The sequence below is a fragment of the Paraburkholderia panacisoli genome (assembly GCF_008369935.1).
Lineage (GTDB): Bacteria > Pseudomonadota > Gammaproteobacteria > Burkholderiales > Burkholderiaceae > Paraburkholderia > Paraburkholderia panacisoli.
In genome coordinates, this window is the sequence record NZ_VTUZ01000003.1 from 321,589 (window position 1) to 341,804 (window position 20,216).

At 60.9% G+C, this 20,216-nt stretch carries 15 protein-coding genes and 1 pseudogene; 11 read left to right on the forward strand and 5 right to left on the reverse strand.

Annotated elements, in window-relative coordinates:
- Position 1: 1 nt before the first annotated feature.
- On the forward strand, positions 2-1,204 hold the full coding sequence (locus FVF58_RS06240; protein WP_149669011.1) for a hypothetical protein: 1,203 nt from the start codon (positions 2-4) through the stop codon (positions 1,202-1,204).
- A 315-nt stretch (positions 1,205-1,519) separates the two neighbouring features.
- Here FVF58_RS06240 and FVF58_RS06245 read toward each other — a convergent pair whose 3' ends face one another.
- Positions 1,520-2,665, reverse strand: coding sequence for an alpha-hydroxy acid oxidase (locus tag FVF58_RS06245; RefSeq protein WP_149669012.1), 1,146 nt, complete (start codon positions 2,663-2,665; stop codon positions 1,520-1,522).
- 191 nt (positions 2,666-2,856) lie between these two features.
- Entirely contained in the window at positions 2,857-3,108 is a 252-nt protein-coding gene (locus FVF58_RS06250; protein ID WP_149669013.1) for an enolase C-terminal domain-like protein, read from the reverse strand.
- Positions 3,109-3,155: 47 nt separating this feature from the next.
- Here FVF58_RS06250 and FVF58_RS06255 point away from each other — a divergent pair, with 47 nt between their 5' ends.
- The 7 genes and pseudogenes from FVF58_RS06255 (at position 3,156) to rpoD (ending at position 11,936) form a co-directional block, all read left to right on the forward strand.
- Positions 3,156-3,866: a GntR family transcriptional regulator gene (locus FVF58_RS06255; RefSeq protein ID WP_149669014.1), complete on the forward strand. Its 711-nt coding sequence runs from the start codon at positions 3,156-3,158 to the stop codon at positions 3,864-3,866.
- Positions 3,867-3,987: 121 nt separating this feature from the next.
- Positions 3,988-5,469, forward strand: a complete 1,482-nt coding sequence (locus FVF58_RS06260; RefSeq protein WP_149669015.1) for an extracellular solute-binding protein — start codon at positions 3,988-3,990, stop codon at positions 5,467-5,469.
- 105 nt (positions 5,470-5,574) lie between these two features.
- Positions 5,575-6,729, forward strand: coding sequence for a carbohydrate ABC transporter permease (locus FVF58_RS06265; RefSeq protein ID WP_149669016.1), 1,155 nt, complete (start codon positions 5,575-5,577; stop codon positions 6,727-6,729).
- The gene (locus FVF58_RS06270) at positions 6,726-7,757 is read left to right on the forward strand and encodes a carbohydrate ABC transporter permease (protein WP_149669017.1); all 1,032 of its coding nucleotides are present in this window, start codon (positions 6,726-6,728) and stop codon (positions 7,755-7,757) included. The genes FVF58_RS06265 and FVF58_RS06270 overlap by 4 nt, the downstream gene beginning before the upstream one ends.
- Positions 7,754-8,872 (forward strand): ABC transporter ATP-binding protein, encoded by a 1,119-nt coding sequence (locus FVF58_RS06275; protein ID WP_246216948.1) that lies wholly within the window; start codon positions 7,754-7,756, stop codon positions 8,870-8,872. Before FVF58_RS06270 ends, FVF58_RS06275 begins: the two co-directional genes overlap by 4 nt.
- A gap of 52 nt (positions 8,873-8,924) precedes the next feature.
- Positions 8,925-9,452, forward strand: a pseudogene (locus FVF58_RS06280) (NAD(P)(+) transhydrogenase (Re/Si-specific) subunit beta); the annotation flags it as partial.
- Positions 9,453-9,935: 483 nt separating this feature from the next.
- Positions 9,936-11,936, forward strand: a complete 2,001-nt coding sequence (gene rpoD, locus FVF58_RS06285; protein ID WP_149669019.1) for an RNA polymerase sigma factor RpoD — start codon at positions 9,936-9,938, stop codon at positions 11,934-11,936.
- Between the two features lie 391 nt (positions 11,937-12,327).
- Here rpoD and FVF58_RS06290 read toward each other — a convergent pair whose 3' ends face one another.
- Entirely contained in the window at positions 12,328-13,701 is a 1,374-nt protein-coding gene (locus tag FVF58_RS06290) for a hypothetical protein (RefSeq protein ID WP_149669020.1), read from the reverse strand.
- A gap of 561 nt (positions 13,702-14,262) precedes the next feature.
- Here FVF58_RS06290 and FVF58_RS06295 point away from each other — a divergent pair.
- The 3 genes from FVF58_RS06295 to FVF58_RS06305 all read left to right on the forward strand — a co-directional run bounded on the left by FVF58_RS06295 (position 14,263) and on the right by FVF58_RS06305 (position 17,782).
- Positions 14,263-15,639, forward strand: coding sequence for an IS30 family transposase (locus FVF58_RS06295; protein ID WP_149669021.1), 1,377 nt, complete (start codon positions 14,263-14,265; stop codon positions 15,637-15,639).
- A gap of 464 nt (positions 15,640-16,103) precedes the next feature.
- Positions 16,104-16,895, forward strand: a complete 792-nt coding sequence (locus FVF58_RS06300; protein ID WP_149669022.1) for an SDR family NAD(P)-dependent oxidoreductase — start codon at positions 16,104-16,106, stop codon at positions 16,893-16,895.
- An 8-nt stretch (positions 16,896-16,903) separates the two neighbouring features.
- A complete protein-coding gene (locus FVF58_RS06305) occupies positions 16,904-17,782 on the forward strand; it encodes an SMP-30/gluconolactonase/LRE family protein (protein WP_149669023.1) in 879 nt (292 codons plus the stop codon).
- 219 nt (positions 17,783-18,001) lie between these two features.
- On the opposite strand, the gene FVF58_RS06310 is transcribed toward FVF58_RS06305, so the two are convergent.
- Positions 18,002-18,994 carry a sugar-binding protein gene (locus FVF58_RS06310; protein ID WP_149669024.1) on the reverse strand — a complete coding sequence of 331 codons (993 nt, stop codon included), beginning with the start codon at positions 18,992-18,994 and terminating at the stop codon, positions 18,002-18,004.
- Positions 18,995-19,208: 214 nt separating this feature from the next.
- Positions 19,209-20,204 (reverse strand): ABC transporter permease, encoded by a 996-nt coding sequence (locus FVF58_RS06315; protein WP_149669025.1) that lies wholly within the window; start codon positions 20,202-20,204, stop codon positions 19,209-19,211.
- Positions 20,205-20,216 lie beyond the last annotated feature (12 nt).

Genomic DNA, 20,216 nt, shown 5'->3' on the forward strand with positions numbered 1-20,216 from the left:
TGTGAAGAACCTCTTGATGCGGATTGCCCTGCCGGTCGTATTGGCCGCGAGCGTGGTGCAGGTGGCCGTCGCCGCGGACGCGATGGCCCAATCGAATTCTGTCGCGGCGACAGCCTGGAACAAAGGCTCGCGATTCCGGCCCGATGAGGTAGCGGTCCTGTTCGTGATGGGGCAGAGCAACAGCGCCGGTCTTAACGGCCTACCCGCCGATCTGACGTTGACGGGAGCATCGGGTGCCGGGACCGGCGATGGCATGCCGGCCCCCAACGTCTGGGGTATCCGGAACGACGGCTGGGGAAACATCACCGGCAACGCAGACGGATCGGGTGCGCCGTTCACTCAACCGATCTCCTCCATCGATCACGTGTCGTGGGTGAACTGGACCGACAGCACATCGTCCGACATGAATCTGGGCTACTACGGCGGCAGCGGCAATGCCGCCAATTTCGCCGCGTATGCGTGGCAGTCGGCGATCAACGCGGGTGAGCCGTTGCCCGATCTGTACATCGTTCATATCGGCTGGGGCAGCCAGGGCGTGGATGTCGCGGACGATGCATTCAGCGGCTGCTGCGGCTGGACGATGCACGGCGTGAATCTCTGGCAGCCCATGCTCGATGCGAGCAAGACGCCGACCTATGCGCTTGCACCGTTTGCTCGCCGCATGATGTACCTCGGACTGAAACAGATTCTCGCGACCGGTAAGAAACCGCGGATCCTGGGCCTGGAATGGAACCAGTGGGAGGCGGAAGCCGCTCCGCTGAATACCGCTGGCAATGCGACGACGATTCGTCGCGCGCCGCAAAATTACGCGCAACTCTTCAGCAGTTTCTTTGCGGCGGTGGGCTCGACTTTTCCGGTGATGATCGTGAAGCCGTTGTCGGTTGCTTACGACAACGTCACCAACGGGATCGCTCCTTATAATCCCGCCGCGCTTGAATCCATGCAAAAGGTGTTCGGCGGCTTCATCGAAGCGAACTCTCGCGTCTTCAGTTTCGTCGATGCGTCGAAGTCGCCTGACTGGAATGGACGGCCGCCTGGCTTCGGCATTTTCGACGGCGGCACACTAGGCGGCGGGGACGGGAGTGTGCACTACAACCTGGACACGCAGAAATGGTTCGGCGAGCAGGCACTTGCGGCATGCCTCGGGCAGTCCCGAGTCTGCGGACCGCGCGTCGACAATCTGCCACGGCGGCTGCCGAACTGATCACTGTGCGCCGCTCGACGACAGGCATCCGCGATCTGGATCAAGCGGCGCACGACTTCAGACGCACGGTTTCGCGCGGATGGCTGATGTCGCTTCATACCCACTGTAGTAGCTTGACCGACTCGAACCCTCGTTCATCAAAGTCATTTCGACGAGCGGCGAGCCTTGCGAGGCAAGTTCGATCTGCGCTGGTGGAGTTCGACGTTTCTGCAAGCATCGGAAGATTGCGGCCCGAAAGAAGATGCGGTGAACGGAATATGCCGAAGAACTGGCTGAACACCGTCCACCGCCAGGTGTCGCGCCTGGCGCCGGTCTTCAACGCCTGTCAGGCAGCAGGATCCGCTCGTCCACCTGACGGATGTCAGTGTGGCCGCAAAAGGCCATGGTGATGTCCAGTTCCTTCTGGATGATCTGCAGGCACTGTGTGACACCAGCCTCTCCCATCGCACCCAGGCCGTAGAGGAAGCTGCGGCCGATCAGCGTGCCCCTGGCGCCGAGCGCAACGGCTTTCAGCACGTCCTGTCCGCTGCGGATGCCGCCATCCATCCACACCTCGATGCGCGAGCCGACTTCACACGCGATCTCGGGGAGTGCCGAGATCGAAGAGGGTGCACCATCGAGTTGGCGGCCGCCATGGTTGGAGACGATCAGCGCGTCGGCACCGCTATTGGCGGCAAGGCGCGCATCGGCGACATCCATGATGCCTTTCAGAATGAGTTTGCCACCCCATAGCTTCTTGACCCACTCGACGTCCGCCCAACTCAGCGCCGGATCGAACTGTTCGGCGGTCCACGAACTCAGGGACGATAGATCGCCTACACCCTTTGCATGACCGACGATGTTGCCGAAGGTGCGCCGCCGGGTGCCGAGCATGCCGAGGCACCAGCGCGGCTTGGTCGCCAGATTAATGAGGTTCGCTGGGGTCAGTTTGGGCGGCGCCGACAGCCCGTTCTTGATGTCCTTGTGGCGTTGGCCGAGGATCTGCAGGTCCAGCGTTAGCATCAGGGCGCTGCACCGTGCCGCGCGAGCCCGCTCAATTAACCGAACAATGAAATCGCGGTCGCGCATCATATAAAGTTGGAACCAGAAGGGCTTGCTGGTCTCGGCGGCAACGTCCTCGATCGAGCAGATGCTCATCGTGGACAAGGTGAACGGGACGCCGAACTTCTCCGCCGCGCGTGCAGCGAGGATTTCTCCGTCGGCATGTTGCATGCCGGTCAACCCCGTCGGCGCGAGCGCTACGGGCATGGCGGCCTCCTGACCGACCATTTCCGTGCGCGTGCTGCGGCCCGCCATGTTGACCGCGACTCGTTGGCGCAACTTGATGCGCTGGAAGTCACTTTCATTCGCGCGGTAGGTACTCTCGGTCCACGAGCCACTGTCGGCGTAGTCGTAGAACATGCGCGGCACGCGCCGTTGAGCAAGCACGCGTAAATCTTCGATGCAGGTGATGGCAGGCACAGTTTTTCTCAGCACAGGGAATAACGACGAGTGTACGTTCTCGGACGGTCGCTCGGTATTCTGGGAATGCCTGGAAAAAATTCACGCCCGCCACACCGCGCCTTGCGGAAAGTGAAATTGGTCGAGCGACTCGGCGCGCATCCCGATGCTATAGCCGGGCAGTTGCGGCGGCTTATAGCGTCCGTTGCGAATCACGACGGGGTCGACAAAGTGCTGGTACAGGTGGTCGACGTATTCGAGTACATGGTTTTCAAGCGATGCCGACACGCAGATGTAGTCGAACAGAGCGATGTGCTGCACGTACTCGCACAGCCCGACACCACCCCGTGGGGGCATACCGGCACACCGAACTTCGCCGCCATCAGCAACACGACGAGCACCTCGTTGAGACCGCCGAGCCGGCAACTGTCTGCGTTGACAGCACTGATTTCACCACCTAGCATGCTAGCATGTTAGTTGTAAATCAAGCTGTCCGTGAGCCTCTTGATCCATGAAGTCAGCGACCATCGACCCTTATGCCGCATTGCAGAAACTGCAGGGCGGGGAACGGAGTAGTTTGACCGACGCCGTGGCAGAGGCGTTGCGCGAGGCTATCGTCACGCTGGCGCTGGAGCCGGGAATGATGATCGACAAGCAGGCGGTCTGCGAACGGATGGGCGTGTCGCGTTTTCCGGTGTCCGCGGCGCTTGCGAAGCTTGCAACCGCTGGGCTTGTCGAGGTGTTGCCGCAACGCGGCACGCGTGTGAAGCCGATCGTGATTCACGACATCCGCCAGCATCTGTTTATCCGCAGCGCGCTCGAAGTCGAGACCGTGCGCGGCCTGTCGTCGACGCGTTCCGATGCGACTCTGGAGGCGCTCGCCGCCAACCTCGAGAAGCAACGCGAGGCCGTGGCCAAAGGATTGCGCCATGAATTTCACCTGCTCGATCTCGCCTTCCACGAGATCCTGCTCGACGCTATCGACTTGCCCCGCGTAAAGGAAATCGTCGCCACGTCGCGCGGCGCGCTTGATCGTGCGCGCCAGTTGCTGGGGAGTCCGGAACGTCATATTCATACACTCGAGGAGCACGTGCGCATCTTCGAGGCGATCGCGGAGCGCGACGCCGAAGCTGCGGCCCACGCGATGCACTGTCATCTGGATGAAGTCGTTGCAGAGTTGCGGCGCTTTGCCGGCGAACGGCCCGATTTGTTCGAGGAGTAGACCCGGCCTTCGCACGAGTCTTCGTAAGAGTCTCCGGACCGCCGCAGTCCGGGCGCATCGGGTGGGCTGCTCGCCAGCCGCCGAGCGCAGCGTAGTCAACTCGGTATGGAGGAGACAAAAAATGAAACTCGTCAAACGTGCAAGCGTGGCCGTCGCCCTGGCGGCTGCGTGGTTCATGGCAGCGGGGCATGCGCTCGCTGCAGAAGATTTCCATGGCGTCACCATCAATGTGATGACGTTCGTGGGTCCGCAAATCGCGGAGCCGCTGCAGCGCCGTGCGCCTGACTTCGAAAAGCTCACGGGTGCCAAAGTCAACATTCTGACCGTGCCGTTCTCCGACTTGTACCAGAAGCTGCTGACCGATTGGGCCTCCGGTACGAACTCGGTCGACGCCGCGGTGTTCGCCCCGCAATGGATGGTCGACTATACGAAGGGCGGCTTTCTCGAGGACCTGTCGGCGCGCGTCGCCCAAGATCCGGCGCTGAAGGAAGACGACGTCATGCCGTTCTTTCGCGATTTTTCGCAGCGTTTCAATGGCAAGACCTATCTGGTTGCGCTCGACGGCGATTTTCAGATGGTTTACTACCGGACCGACATTCTGAAACAGCTCGGCAAGCAGCCGCCGAGAACCTGGGACGACTACCTGGACATCGCGAAGGCAGCGAACGGCAAGGTATTCGGCGGCGACGGCAAACCGGTTGCGGGTTCCTGTATTTCGAAGAAGCGCAACGCGCAGGCGTACTGGGCGATCATCTCGATTGCGGGTGGCTACATCCAGTCGAAAGGGACGGCGCAAGGAGCCTTCTTCGATCCGGTCAACTTCAAGCCGCTCGTCAACAATGATGCGTTCAAGGCCGCGCTGAACGTCTACAAGGAATCGACCCAATACGGGCCGCCGAACGAAATCAATCTCGACGTCGGCGATACGCGCAGCGCCTTCATTTCAGGACACTGCGCGCTGACGCTCGACTGGGGTGACGTCGGCGTGCTGGCGATCGACCCGAAGCAGTCGAAGGTGATCGACAAGGTCGGCGCGGTCATCCTGCCGGGTTCGACGAAGGTGTTGAACCGTGACACCGGCAAGCTGGTGGCGTGCGACAAGAGTACCTGCCCGTATGCGGTGGAAGGCGCCAACCATGCGCCTTTTGCAGCATTCGGCGGGTGGTCCGGCGGGATCAATGCCAAGGCCAACCCCAAGGTGAAGGATGCAGCCTACGCGTTTCTCTCGTACATGAGCCAGCCTGCTCAATCGAATATTGACGTGACGATCGGTGCGACCGGTTTCAATCCGTATCGCCGATCGCAGTTCACGGACATGTCGATCTGGAGGAAGTCCGGCATGAGCGACGCGGCGGCGGCCTCCTACCTCGGCGCCATCAAGGCCAGTCTGCAAAGCCCGAATATGATCATCGATCTGCGTATCCCGCAGAACCAGCGCTACGAGCAAGTCGTACTGGATACCGCGGTGGCGCGGTTTCTCGCGGGGGAACTTGATGCCGACGCCACCATGAAGGCGATCCAGACAGGCTGGGATGAAATTACCGATGAGCTTGGAAAGGACGGCCAGTTGAAGGCCTACAAGGCGTCGATCGGCGCCAAATAGCCGCATGCCGCGCCGGTGCGGCAACTGGCGCCGCTTCCGGAGAGGCGATGACGAACGACGTCTGAGCGTCGTTCGTCTGCCGTAACGATGACACGAGACTGGCTCATGCAATCTTCGTCGCACGTTTCGTCACCTGCTTCACAGCGACGCGCGTCGCGCAGATCATCCGTTGTCAACTGGCTGGATCGTCAGGCTCCCTACGTGTTCGTGCTGCCGGCCGTGCTGCTCATTCTCGGCTTTTCGATCTTTCCGCTAGTTGCGTCCGCCTATCTGTCGTTGATGCGGTTCTCGCTCGGCGAGGGCGGCTACGAACTGAAGTTCGTCGGCATGCGCAACTACGTGAGGCTTTTCAGCGGCAGCCAGCAATTTCACTTTGTCGGTGTATTCCGGCCGCCTGGCATGATTAGCCTCTCGGTGATGGTCGCTGCCGCGCTCGCTACAGGCTGGTGGCTCCTCAGTTACCTGCGCGGCAGGCATCGCTCTGTCGTCGGCGGCATCGGCCGGCTGATCGCTGCTGCGTCCTTGCTGGCGGTGGTGTGGCTTGCCGCCAATACGGTCGGTCACGGCGGCGCGCTGGGCAGCCTGATGGTGACGCTCTTTTACGTGGTGTTCGGCGTGGCGCTGCAGTTCCTGCTGGGTCTCGGGCTCGCCTACCTGTGCACGTTGCCGCTCAAGGGCGGCCGATTTTTCCGGATTCTGTTCTTCCTGCCGCTGATGGTGACACCCGTTGGCATCGCGTACATGTTCCGCATGATGGCGGATACCGCAGTTGGCCCGCTTGCGCCGGTTTGGGCGTGGCTTGGGCTGGGGCAGATCTCGTGGGCGGCGGACCCGTGGCTTGCGCGCATCGTGGTCATCATCGGGGATACCTGGCAGTGGGTGCCTTTCATGCTTCTCGTTTTGCTGGCCGCGCTGGAAGGCACCTCGCGTGACCAGATCGAGGCCGCGCAACTCGATGGCGCGTCGAACTGGCGGATCTTTCGCGACGTGACCTGGCCGTCGATCGCGCCGGTCGCCGCGAGCGCGGTGCTGATTCGCCTGATCGAAGCGTTCAAGGTGGTCGACCTGCCGAACGTGCTGACCAATGGCGGCCCCGGCATTGCGACAGAATCAATGACACTGCACGCATTCATCGAGTGGCGCACGCTGAATCTCGGCGGCGCGTCGGCCGTCGCCTACATGTTGTTCTTCGTATCGACGATCGCGTGCGTGTCATTTTTTCAACTCGTCGTGCGGCGCGCGAGAGGGGGGCAATCATGATCCGGCGCCTCTTTGTTCCCGCACGGCTCGATGAGCTCGCCATCGGCACCCGGGTGATTGCCTACGGCCTGCTTGGCCTATGGACGCTGGTCGTATTGTTTCCGTTGTACTGGATGGCGATCACGTCGTTCAAGCTACCTATCGACGTATCGAACGGGCCGGCCTACGTGCCATTCATCGACTTCAAGCCGAGTCTCGACGCTTGGCATTACATCTTCGTCGACCTCGGGCCGGACACGTTTCGTCCCTACGTGAATTCGCTGATCATTGCGACGTTCTCCACGGCTGCCGCCGTGTTCCTGGGCTCGATAGCGGCTTACGCCCTCGCGCGCATCGAGTACAGGCCGCCCGTCGCGGCGGTGGGTCTCGGCGTCCTGATGCTGGCCGTGGTGGTGGCCGCCGTCGGCTGGGGCGGTGTGGACCTGCGGATCGCAGTGGCCGTGTGTGGCGCGCTCTTTTTCCTGCTGCTGCGCCCGATCATCCGACGCGCAAGGCGCCATTTCGCCAACGACGACATTCTCTTCTGGATTATTTCTCAACGCATCTTGCCGCCGGTCGTCACGGTGATCCCGATCTACCTGACCTTCAAGAGCATCGGGTTGCTCGACACCCGGACCGCGCTGATCATCACCTATGCGACAGCGAATGTGCCGATTGTCGTCTGGCTGATGTTCGATTTTTTCGCCAGCGTGCCGAAAGAAATCGAGGAGAGCGCACAGATCGACGGCGCGACACGCTTTGCCATCCTGTTTGGCATCGTGGTCCCGCTCGTCGCGCCGGGTATCGTGGCGACAGGCCTGCTCGTGCTGATCCTCTCCTGGAACGAGTATCTGTTCGCGCTCTTTCTGTCGACGGCCAACGCGCAAACCCTGCCACTTCTCGTCGCCGCGCAGAACGCCACGCGGGGGCCGCAGTGGTGGAACATGTCGGTGCTGATTCTGATCATGATCCTGCCGGTGATGCTGCTCACGCTCACGCTACAGCGCTTCATCGTCAAAGGCATTCTCGTGGGAGCGGTCAAAGGATGAACGACATGGAGACGCAGGCGCCACGCACGTCGCATTTCGCGAGCTCGACGGTGCCGCATTCGAAGAGCGTCTCGCTGCGCAACGTCAGCAAGACCTTCGGAGACACGCGCGTACTGCACGACCTGTCACTGGACGTTCATGCCGGCGAGTTTCTTGTCCTTCTCGGCGAATCTGGTTGCGGTAAGACGACCGCGTTGCGCATCATCGCGGGACTCGAATCGGCGAGTGAGGGGCGCATCTACGTCGGCGACAATGACGTGACACAGCAACTGCCGCGCGATCGTGATGTTGCGATGGTATTTCAGTCCTACGCGCTGTATCCGCATAAGACGGTGTTCGAGAACATTGCTTACCCGCTGATCGTGAGAAAGCGCGCGAAGGCCGAGATCGATGCGGCGGTGCGCGAGGTGGCGGCGAGCGTTCATCTTGAACCGCAGCTCGACCGGTATCCGCGTCAGTTATCGGGCGGCCAGCGGCAGCGCGTCGCGCTCGCTCGCGCCATTGTTCGCCGCCCCGCGGCGTTTCTGATGGACGAACCGCTGTCGAACCTTGATGCGAAGCTGCGCGGCCATATGCGTGCCGAACTCAAGCACATGCAGCATGAACTCGGTGTCACTACGATCTACGTCACACATGACCAGATCGAGGCAATGACCCTTGCGCATCGTGTTGCGCTGATCGACAAAGGCGTGCTGCAACAACTCGACGCCCCAGCGCGCATTTATTCGGACCCCGCCAATCTGTTCGTCGCGGGCTTCATTGGTTCGCCGCCAATGAATTTTCTGCGCGGCACGCTGACGAACAACCGCTTCGAGTCGGAAGGCATGGCGCTGGTTGCGGACGTCAATCATCATGGGGAGGCGGTGCTTGGCGTGCGTCCTGAAGACTGCATGCTCGTCACCGCGGCTGATGGTGAGTTCCGGGGACACATCTATTCGGTCGAATTGATCGGCGATCACTCGCTCGTCACGCTGAACGTCGGAGAGCAGCAGATAGTCGTCAAGGTGTCGAACATGTTTGCTGGAGAGATCGGCACGGAGGTCGGCCTGCGGGCGAGCCGCGAGCGTGTTTATTTCTTCGACCAGAGTTCGGGCCTGCGTATCCGGCAGCGCTGAGTGTTGCCGGACGCGGGCAGCGGATTGACCCAGATTGGCGCGATGAGGAAACCGAAGTCGCTCGGCGGTGGGTATCGGCTTCTCGTTGAACAATCCGATGCTGTCATTGCCGGGTCGCTGGTCGGAGAGCGTGGTGATCGTGCCGGGTTACGGTCTTGCCGTGGCGCGCGCAGCATGCACTAAAGGAACTGACCGACAAGCTCGTGGAAAAGGGCATCGACGTGCGGTACGCGATTCACCCGGTTGCCGGGCGGATTCCGGAGCCCATGAACGTGCTCGTGGCCGAAGCGGACGTGCCGTATGAAATCGTCCACGAGATGGAGGACATCAACAGCGAGTTCGGCCAGATCGATGTGGTGCTGGTGCTCGGCGCGAACGACGTGGTGAATCCGGCGGCGAAGACGGACCCGACATGCCGATTGCCGGCATGCCAATTCTGGAAGCGTACAAGGCCCGCACGATCATCGTGAACAAGCGTTCGATGGCGGCAGGTTACGCTGGGCTCTACAACGAGCTGATCTATATGGTGTTCGGCGACGCGAAGAAGGTTGTCGAAAACATCAAGAAGGCGGTGGATTGATCTGCATGCGTGTCGCTACGCTGGAGTCACGGAGCCGGGGTCTGGCATGTTTCGTGTCGACCGTTCTTTTGGTGCCGTACTCAGCGCAAGTCGCGCGCAAACTCATGGTCGGCGTCGTCTCGCGTGATTAACACCTCCGACGGTGTCGCGATATGAAGGTCAAGGTTGCCCCGGACCGTACGGAGCGAGTACCGGCGGCGAACTCCGACAAGCCCTTTCGGGCTGTGGCGAGGCCCTCCGGTTGGGCGAATGGGTTGGATTGGTGCAGTGCAACAATCAATGTTATAATGTCAAGCTGTGGTTTCCGTGCGCTGTTTTCTCGCGCTGTTCCAACCGGCCCGCTCATGCAAGCAGGCCGCGTCTCTTGCTCGTTGCGATCTACAACTCGTGCTCGCCTGCAGCCGTCAATGTCGTGGCTCGCCGGCCGCAGTGCGGGTAGCCGCTGGTCTCGCTATCGCCGGGCAAGCCTGTCCAGGAGAATGTATGGCACGTTTTGATCGGGAAGACTCAGGGCCAAAGACCGTCGCATCCGCGCCGAAGGCTGCGGGCCGACGCGCAGTGAAGGGCAAGGCTACCGCAGCCTTGCTGTCGATCGACGCGGTGTCCACCGCGTTGCAGGACGAAGAGCGGCAGCGTCAGATGCGCGCACTCATCCAGTTGGGAAAGGAGCGCGGCTACCTGACTCACGCCGAAATCAACGATCACTTGCCGGACAACTTCGCGCAGACCGCGGCCATCGAAACCATTGTCGGTACCTTCAATGACATGGGTGTAGCGGTCTACGAGCAGGCGCCCGACGCGGCGACGCTGTTCCTGAACGATGCCGCGCCGGCAGCCGTGTCGGACGACCAGGCCGATGAAGAAGCGGAAGTCGCGCTTTCCACGGTCGATTCCGAATTCGGGCGCACGACCGATCCCGTGCGGATGTACATGCGTGAAATGGGCGCGACCGAATTGTTGACTCGCGCGGGCGAGGTTGAGATCGCAAAGCGCATCGAAGACGGCCTTCACGAAATGATTCAGGCGATTGCGGCCTGCCCGGCGACTGTCTCCGCGATCCTTGCGAGTGCGGAGCAGATCGAAGCCGGTGAACTGCGCATCGACGAACTGGTCGACGGTCTCAATGAAGACTCCGCAGCAGCCGGGCTGTCGGTGTCGGACTCCGCTGACACACCGGATATCGACACGGACATCGCCGATGACGACGGGCAGGGCGATGACGACAGCGAAGTCGAGGAGGGGAACCCGGCGAAGGCGAACGAAGCGCGGCTGAAACAGCTCACGAGCGACAGCCTTGCGATATTTGCTCGAGTGCGCGAGCTGTTCGATCAGATTCCACGTGGTGACGCCGCGCAAGGCAAGGGGCAGGTTGCCTTCGCACGCATATGCGAAGCAATCCAGCGCGAACTGGCGCCAATTCGCTTCACAGCACGAGCCATCGATCGGCTGTGCGACGATGTTCAGCAACAGGTCGCGCAGGTGCGTGCGGTCGAGCGGCGCATTTTACAGATTGCCGTTGACCGGTGCGGGGTGCCGCGCGAGACGTTCATCGAGTCGTTTCCGGGGCACGAAACCGATCCTGGCTGGACCAAACGCACGGCCGCGGCGTCGCGCGAGTATGGAGCCGCGCTCGAACGCAGTCTGCCCGCCATTCAGGCCGAACAGCAAAAGCTGATCGATATCGAAGCAAACGCGATCCTGCCGCTGCAACAGTTGAAGAAGATCAACCGGCAGATGATGGCGGCCGAGTCGAAGATGCGGCAGGCGAAGCGCGAGATGATCGAGGCCAACCTGCGTCTCGTGATCTCCGTCGCGAAGAAGTACGTGAACCGCGGCATGCATTTTCTCGATCTGATTCAGGAAGGCAACATCGGCCTGATGAAAGCCGTCGACAAATTCGAATATCGACGCGGCTGGAAGTTTTCGACCTACGCAACGTGGTGGGTGCGGCAAGCCGTCACGCGTTCGCTTGCGGATCAGGCGCGCACGATTCGCGTGCCGGTACATATGATCGAGTCGATCAACAAGCTCAACCGGATTTCGCGCGAGATTCTGCAGCAGACCGGACGCGAGGCTCATCCTGCGGCGCTGGCCCAGCGCATGGAACTGCCGGAAGAGAAGGTTCGCAGTATGTTGAAGGTCGCCAGGCAACCCGTGTCGCTCGAAACACCGGTGGGCGAGGACGCCGACGCGACGCTTGGCGATATGATCGAAGATCCAATGGCGGCATCGCCCGCGGACGCGGCCGTGCATGCGAGCCTGCGCGCCGCGATCGATGACGCGCTCGATGCGCTGTCGCCGCGTGAGGCGAAGGTGCTGAGAATGCGTTTTGGGATCGATACCGCGTCGGACTATACGCTCGAGGAGTTGGGCAAACAGTTCGACGTGACGCGCGAACGGATTCGGCAGATCGAAAGCAAGGCGATGCGAAAACTGATGCACCCGAGTCGCGCCGACAAGCTACGGCAATTTCTCGATCATTGAACCACGGACCCTGGCGTCGGCGTGTCGTGTTGTTTCAGCGCCGCTCGCGGGTCCCTCGGCGTTCTTCACTCGGGCGGGGGTAGTAGGCCCAACGCTGGCATAGGGCGCCTACGATTCGGCTGGCCGACATTGTTTGCTGCATATCACCGCGAAGCTGATCTCTTACGGATAGACGTCACAAGTCAGCCTCGCGGAGGTGGTGGGTCGGGAACGGCAATAGCAGAACGGTACGACAGTTCGACCGCGCGGGTAGTTCGCTTCTTCAAGCATGGCGCTCACGGCCGGTCAAGGACGGATTCCGCAGGTGATTCTTCGCGCGCACCGGGTCCAGGCTTACCTCGATGCGCTTCATGCGTCATGACAGAATGGGTCGTGGCACGCTACCGCCGACTCACAACAGAACCGCCTGCTGCAAAAGTTCCAGAGCCTTCAATTCGTCCAATCGACCGGTGCGTGCCTTACCTGCCAGCGTCTTAAGCAATGCTTCCGCGATCGGTTCGATACCGTGAAGGTTGTCCAGGCTCGTCGCGGAAGCGATGGGGAGCGGCACCGCGCGTCGCTGCGGTATTGCTGCGGCTGGGAGCGACAGAAGGGTTGCCGGAACGTCGCCATCACTTTCTTCAGGTGAGCGACCGGCAGGCTCGTCGGGGGCATCAGTTACATGATCTTCCGGGCTGACGGCGATCGTCTCTTTCTCTGCTGCGACATCCGCCGACAGAGGTGAGGAGCTTTGCTGATCGCCGAGGACGCCCGCACGGGCGCGCCGCGTGCGCGCCTCCCCATCGGCGGGTTTGCCTGGCACGCCATCCTTCGTTGCAGCCGCGAGCGGCTCGTGTTGTTCAACGGATGCACGCCCGCGCGAAGCAGGGGTAAGCAAATGCGACACCGACTCTGGGATCTCGGCTTCGGAGCGCGGCGTGTCCAACCAGCCAGTTGGCAAACCAAGTTGCTCCGTGAAACGGTTTGCTTCGACACTGTCCATGCGTTTCTTTCCATATAGCCGATGGGCCATGTTGGAGCCGCTCATCGCCATGACTACACCAAGTCTTGCTTTCGATCCGTTGCGAGCCGTGAGGACGTGGAGGTTAGCGCGTCGAATGTCTTCTACCACGGCGCTGTCGTCCAATGCCAGCGGTTGCTGCTGGGTCGTTTCATGAGATGTTCTGTCTTTTGAAGACGAACCTTTCCGCAGCGCATGGGGCTTAGGCTGTTCGGCCATCTCGCTTCGACTATTCCGGACGGCCTTGGGTGACCCGCCAGTTGCTCTCTTTGGCATTTGCGCTTCCTCGAACAAACTATCTTTATGAAATGGTTGTTGGCCACCGTGCACGGCGGAAGCCGATTCAAGTGTTTCAGGCATTACTTCTGATTCGTCGTCTGTTCGGACGAAGTCGAGCGGTGCTTTCAGGCGGGCAATGGTTTCGGCCGCGAGCGCAGGATTGGGCTGGTCGAAGAAGCCATGCGGCAGCCCAAGTGTGGTTTCCATATGAAAGGCGGTCTCGGGAGTGAACCTCTCGCCCTTCATCAGTTCAGCCACGCGCGTCATGTTCGATTCGAGTCCTAACGCGATATTCTCTGCACCCACCGCATCGACCAGAAACTGAAACGAGCGTGTTTTGAAAATCGACGCAGTCTGGGCGGAGTCTCGAGGAGGTGCCTTCACGTACGGTTGTCCCGGCCGGTTGGAGGGAGATTTTTGTACGTGGCGAGGTTGGCGCTGGCCGATGTCCCGAGAACCCGCATATCGTCCGCGGGCTTGACTCATAAAGTAGGGCTCCATGCGATTGTTGATGTTCTGACTTGTTGATTATAGACGAGGCGATGTTGGAATTGGATGCGTCAGCAGCTCATTGGAGCGCAAATGTACCCGCGGGCGAGACTCCTCAGCGCGGTGCTGGGTCAGCGTTCGCACGTCCCCCTCGCGATCCGCTTAAGCTTAGCCTGTCAAGCATCGCATACTCTTCCGTTCCGCCGATAACAGGAAACGCCCGGATCTCGGGCAGACGATCGAAGATCGATCCGCCGGCTGTGTCACGTTCAACGCAAGAGCTTGCGCAAGCGTTTGACCCGTTGGTGACTCAGAGTCTCTATGCGGCCATTTGTTCAGTCAGTGCAAAATTTTTGCTGCGTTAAGGTGATTGTTATTAGGATTACGTATTAATATACAACGCGCCGGTGCCGCCGATCGCCGAGGTCGCCTAGGCGATGATGGGCAACGCAAACATGCTGACTACGCTGATGGGGCTCGACGTGTACTGGGCGGATTCAACCGGTCGTCGCAACACCTTTGATCGAGGAGGTGTTTATGGGACGACCAGCGGGGTGGATGTATAAGTTGACAGGGCGAGCAGGGATGCGCTCGCCAGGTGCGCCGTCGCATCGGCGAGAGATCGAGCGGCGATTTTGGGAGCAAATCGCGACAGGCATTACAAGTGAGAAGGCTGCAGAGGCGGTTGGCGTGTCGCAGGCGGTAGGCACTCGCTGGTTTCGTCATAATGGCGGCATGCCACTTTTCATGTCGAACCCCTTATCCGGGAGGTACTTGTCGTTCGCGGAGCGAGAAGAGATAGGGTTACTTTCGTTCCAGGGCGTCGGAGTACGCGAGATCGCTCGCCGGATCGAACGCAGCCCGTCAACGGTCTCCCGGGAACTGACACGTAACGCTGCAACTCGTAGCGGCCAGCTTGAGTATCGGGCTTCGGTTGCGCAGTGGAAGGCCGAACTGGTTGCCAAAAGACCCAAACCGTCGAAACTGGTGACTAACCCACGGCTGCACCACTACGTGCAAGACCGTTTGGAGGGCAAGGTTCGCGATGCTGATGGCCGTGCGATTGCTGGGCCTCGGCAAGCGCCGTTCAAAGGGAGAAACAAGCCGCATCGCGGTGACCGTAAATGGGCTAATGGCTGGTCACCCGAACAGATTTCCAAACGGCTGCAGTTCGACTTCCCGGATGACGAATCTATGCGCATCTCTCACGAAGCGATTTACCAGGCTCTCTATATCCAGAGCCGAGGTGCCCTCAAGCGCGAACTGGTCAGCTGTCTTCGCACAGGGCGGGCGTTGCGCGTACCGAGAGCCAGGGCACAAGCCAAGGCTTGGGCGCACGTTAGCGAGGATGTGATGATCTCTAGCCGGCCTGCAGAAGTGCAGGATCGTGCCGTGCCAGGGCATTGGGAGGGTGACCTGATCATCGGCCTGAACCGATCTGCTATTGGGACGCTGGTGGAGAGATCAAGCCGTTTCACCATGCTCGTGCACCTGCCTCGGGAGAAAGGCTATGGGTTGACTCCCCGAACGAAGAACGGCCCCGCGCTGGCTGGCTACGGAGCTGTCACGATGGCCAATGCGCTCAAGAAGACCGTGACTGACATGCCTGCCCAGTTGTGGCGGTCATTGACTTGGGATCGTGGCAAGGAACTATCCGATCACGCCCGCTTCACCGTCGAGTCCGGGGTAAAGGTATTCTTCGCCGACCCGCACAGTCCATGGCAACGCGGCACGAACGAGAACACGAACGGCCTTCTGCGACAATACTTTCCAAAGGGCACAGACCTATCCAGGTGGAGCGCTCGAGAGATCCAGGCCGTTGCCAATGCACTGAATACCAGACCCCGGAAAACACTTGGCTGGAAGACACCTGCCGAAGCTCTGGACGAGTATCTAAAATCTGTTCAACAATCTAGTGTTGCGACGACCGGTTGAATCCGCCCTGGGAACCGCCATCGGCGTGACGGGAGAGGGGGCAGGCGGATGCGCTCGGCCATGGTCCCCGGTGGAAGCGATGTCCGCTGAGTGCTCGATACTGGCGTCAAACACGGCACGGATTCACGAGGTTGCTCGGGACGGCGTCAACGGCTTGCTGGTCGATTTCTTCGGTCGGGAATAACCTTATTGACGTTCGAAAATGAAACGTTTCAGACTGAAACTGCACCAGAAGAAATTTTCCTACTCGCCTTTGATGACTTTGAGCGGCTCAGATGGGCTTCGCCCAACAATTAGTGCCATCCGGCAACCCATAGATGAGATCGCCGCCGAAGCGTGCTACTTATCCTGAGCCAGATGGATGAGCGTCCAGTTTTCTTCGCGCCTGTACGCGCCAGTGCCCAGTTGATCATTCGTCAATCGACCATAGCTTCTGCGGCAGTCGGCCGCGAGATGGAGGCGCCATGAAAGAGTTGGAAGGCCGTACTGCGGTTGTTACAGGCGGAGGTCAGGGTATCGGCCTGGCATGCGCACGGCTCATGGCATCGCGTGGTGCCGCCGTGGGCTTGATTGAAGAAAACGAGCAGTCGTTGCAAAGCGCGGAAGCGTCCATGCGCGATGAAGCGTTCTCCGTATTTGCGGTAAGGGCAGATATTGGAATCGAGGCGCAGGTTGAATCCGCGATCGATGCGTTGGCCGCGGAGTTCGGGTCAATCGACATCCTCGTCAACAATGCAGCGATTCAACCGTATGGGACCGTACTGTCGACGGAACCATCGGAATGGGACAGGATCATTGGAGTGAATCTACGGGGAGCCTATCTGGCAAGCCACTTCGCCCTTCGGCACATGCTCGGTGCCAAACGGGGATCTATTGTGAACATTTCCTCTGTTCAGGCACTCGCGAATCAGCAGCGGGTTGCTGCTTATGCGACATCGAAGGCCGCAATGCTGGCCCTCACACGATCACTGGCGGTGGACTTTGGCCCTCATGGAATTCGGGCGAACGCGGTTTGCCCGGGTTGCATTGACGCGCCAATGACGCGATTCGCGGCGACTACGACAGCGCCAGGAAAAGAAGAAGACACTATCCGAAAGTGGGGCGCCGCACAGCCGCTGGGCCGCGTGGGACGGCCAGAGGAAGTTGCTGAAGTCGTTGCGTTTCTCGCAAGCGATCGCGCCAGCTTTTGTAGCGGTGCTGCATTTACCGTTGACGGTGGTCTTATGGCCACGCTCGGAGTGGTCCTGCCGGAGTGAGGGAAGTCATGACCGAAATGACGCGGATATGGGATGGCAGAGCCGTACTTGGTGAAGGACCCGTGTGGGACGCCACAGAGAAGGCGCTCTTTTGGGTTGATATCGATGACCAGAAGATCTACCGACACGACTCGTCGGGCGAAGCTGTGAAAGTGTGGAGTGTGCCTGGAAAAATCGGTTGTATGGCGCTGGATGGGGATGGAAATTTTATCGTCGGGCTACAGCAGGGACTTCATCGCGTAGACAGAGCGAGCGGAAGTTGCGAACTGTTGATCGACCCCGAGCCAGACATTCCCGCCAATCGCTTCAATGACGGTAAAGTGGATCCTCGAGGTCGGTTATGGGCCGGGACATTGCCTGCGAACCAGATTTGGGAACCACCGGTCGGAAATCTGTACGTGTTTCTGGATAGTGATCACTGTGAGCGCCGCTTGATAGGGATGCGTTGTTCCAACGGCTTGGGTTGGAGCAAAGACGGGCAAACGATGTATGTGACCGACAGCATGGTCGGGACGATCTGGGCGTTTGACTTCGACCCCGAGACGGCAACGCTGGAAGCTCAGCGTGTCTTCGTGCAGTGGTCAATGGATGAAGGGGTGCCCGATGGTCTCGCCGTCGATGAGCTCGGGTATGTCTGGACCGCGGTATGGGATGGCGGTGAGCTGCGTCGATATTCACCGGACGGAAGACTCGACGCAACATTGCAGACACCGTTTCGACGACCGACGAGCTGCGCATTCGGTGGGCCGGAGCTCGACATACTGTATGTGACGTCGGCTTCAACCGGTCTGGCTGCTTTAAATGAACACGACGGCGGAGTGTACGCGATTGAACCTGGCGTTCGTGGACTGCCCGTTCCGCGTTGTGCGATGAGCGCCGCGAGATAGACGATTCTGATACGAAGAAAACCAGCGGCAGCATAACGCCCGGACGCTCATGAGCATGCTGGGGAGTCTGGCGGTCGTGCAAGGCGGATAGCCAGCGCCCACGATAATCGCGGACGACACGAGTGTGCCGCGCGCTTTCCACGTTCGGAAGAACCGGGTCCGTGCCGACCCGGCTCCCGCATCGCCCGCGTCATCGTCATTACGTGGGCCACTGGACCTTCAATGCTTCAGGCAAGTGTCGGCGTTCTTCCACGTGCAGACGTCGAGTCCGGTGTGGATGACCGGAGGCACCGACTTCCCTTCCGCGAGGTCACGCATGACCATCGCGGCGCGGTAGCCCATTTCCTCGGGTCGCTGGCCGACCAGCACATTCACCTTGCGGTCCTTGAGCGCCTGTAGTTCGGGCCCGAGCGTATCCGCAGAGACGATCACGAACTTGCCGTTCTTGATCTTGTCCATGATCGGCGCGACGACCTGCGAAAAGGCCTGCGGCGCAAAGAGCGGCCAGCCGCCCGCCAGCAGAAAGGCGTCGAGACCCGTGGGGTTGGCGGTCAGCGTGTCCTGCATCATCTGGTTCGCCTTGGCAGCGTCGTCGTTCACATAGAGTGGGCAGCCACTGATCTCATGCCAGCCGTTCTCGCCGGCGAGCTTCGTGATGCCCTTCTTCCCGGAGAGCACGTCGCGCGCGCCCTGAGCCCGCTGGTTGATGTTCTCCGCCGCCGGATTGCCCATCACGAGGCAGACGTTGCCGCCCTTCGGCATCAGCATCTTCAACTGCTCGCCGAGCCTGGCGCCCAAGTCGTAGTTGTCAGTGCCAACGTAGCTCTTGCGCAGCGAGGCATCCTTTGGCAGCAGATCGGCATCTGCGGTGATGACCGGGACCGATCCGCCGCGGCGGCGCAAGACCTCCCCCACGGCCGGCGCGTTCGCGGGCGAGATCGCCATGCTCGCGACGCCCTTGGTCACCAGGTCGTCGATGATCTGCACTTGCGCGCTCTCGTCCGCGGCGGTCGCGGGGCCGGTGTAGTAGCAGTTATAGCCTTGCTTGTTGAGTTCCTTGTTGGCCCGTTCGCATCCTTGATGCATGAGGTCGAAGTACGGGTTGTCGAGACCCTTCACCACCAGCGCGAGGGTCTTATCGGCCGCGAAGCCCGGAGACGCCAGCATCGCGAGTCCTCCGGCCACGGCAAGACACATCCACAGTTTCTTCATTGTTTCCTCCTGTTCGGCGCCGGCTCTGCGGTGCCCATGTCTGCCCACACAGTTTTCACAACGTTTCCCACGGCAGGCCCGAAATCGGGTTTCGGCCTTTGAGCGGAACCTTGTGGTCTTGTGAACCCATGCGTCCGGCAGTTCCGCATGTAATCCGGCCGCACCCGCCTCCCGCTGCACCTGCCGCGAAGCGGCCGGTGCATCCGAAGTCATTTCAATCTCCTTGCCGCTCGCCGCCGAGCCGGTTAAAGAGCACCGCGACGATGATGAAGGCGCCGACGACCGTGCCCTGCCAGAACGCGTCGACGCCGAGCAGGATCAGGCTGTTGCGGATGACTTCGATGAGCGCCGCGCCGACGACCGTTCCCAAGGCGCTGCCGACCCCGCCGGCCAGATTGGTCCCGCCGACCACGGTGGCAGCGATCACGCGTAGTTCGTCGCCGGTGCCGAGGCCTGTCGTCACCGCGCCTAGCCAGCCGACTTCGAGTATCGCCGCGACGCCCGCCATAAGGCCGCAGAGCACATAGACGGAGCAGACGATGCGGCGCACCGGCACGCCGGTGAGGTTCGCCGCATGACGGTTGCCGCCGATCGCGAAGACGTAGCGGCCCCAGCGCGTCCAGCCGAACGCGAACCAGAACAGCAGCCCAAACAGGATCAGGAACCACACCGGATTGGCGACGCCGAGCGTCGCGCCGCCGCCGAGCGCGAGGAGCTTGCTCCCGTCGGGGCCGAAATCGAAAATGGTCCGGCTGCGGGAAATCACGAGCGCGAGGCTGCGGCCGACGCTCAGCATGGCGAGCGTCACGACGAAAGGCTGCATGCCGAGATACGCGATGAGTACGCCGTTGACGAGGCCGACGAGCCCGGCGGTCAGGAGCCCCATGCCGATGCCGGCCCAGATCGGGTAGCCCGCGTTCATGACGACCGAGAGCACGATGCCGCTGATGCCGATCGTCGAGCCGACCGAAATGTCGATGCCGCCCGTGACGATCACCGCCATCATGCCGAGCGCGACGATGGCGACGAAGGCGAAGTTTCGCGTGACGTTGAAAAGATTCTCGGGGGTCGCGAAGGTCGAGGTCGCAAAAGACAGGACGATGCACGCGACGATCGTTGCCAGCACGACCCAGAACACCTGGCTTGCGAGCAGCCCCGACCAGCGGGTATGCGTCCTCGCGGACTGCGGATCATCGAGCAATGTCGGCATTGGAGGGGGCCT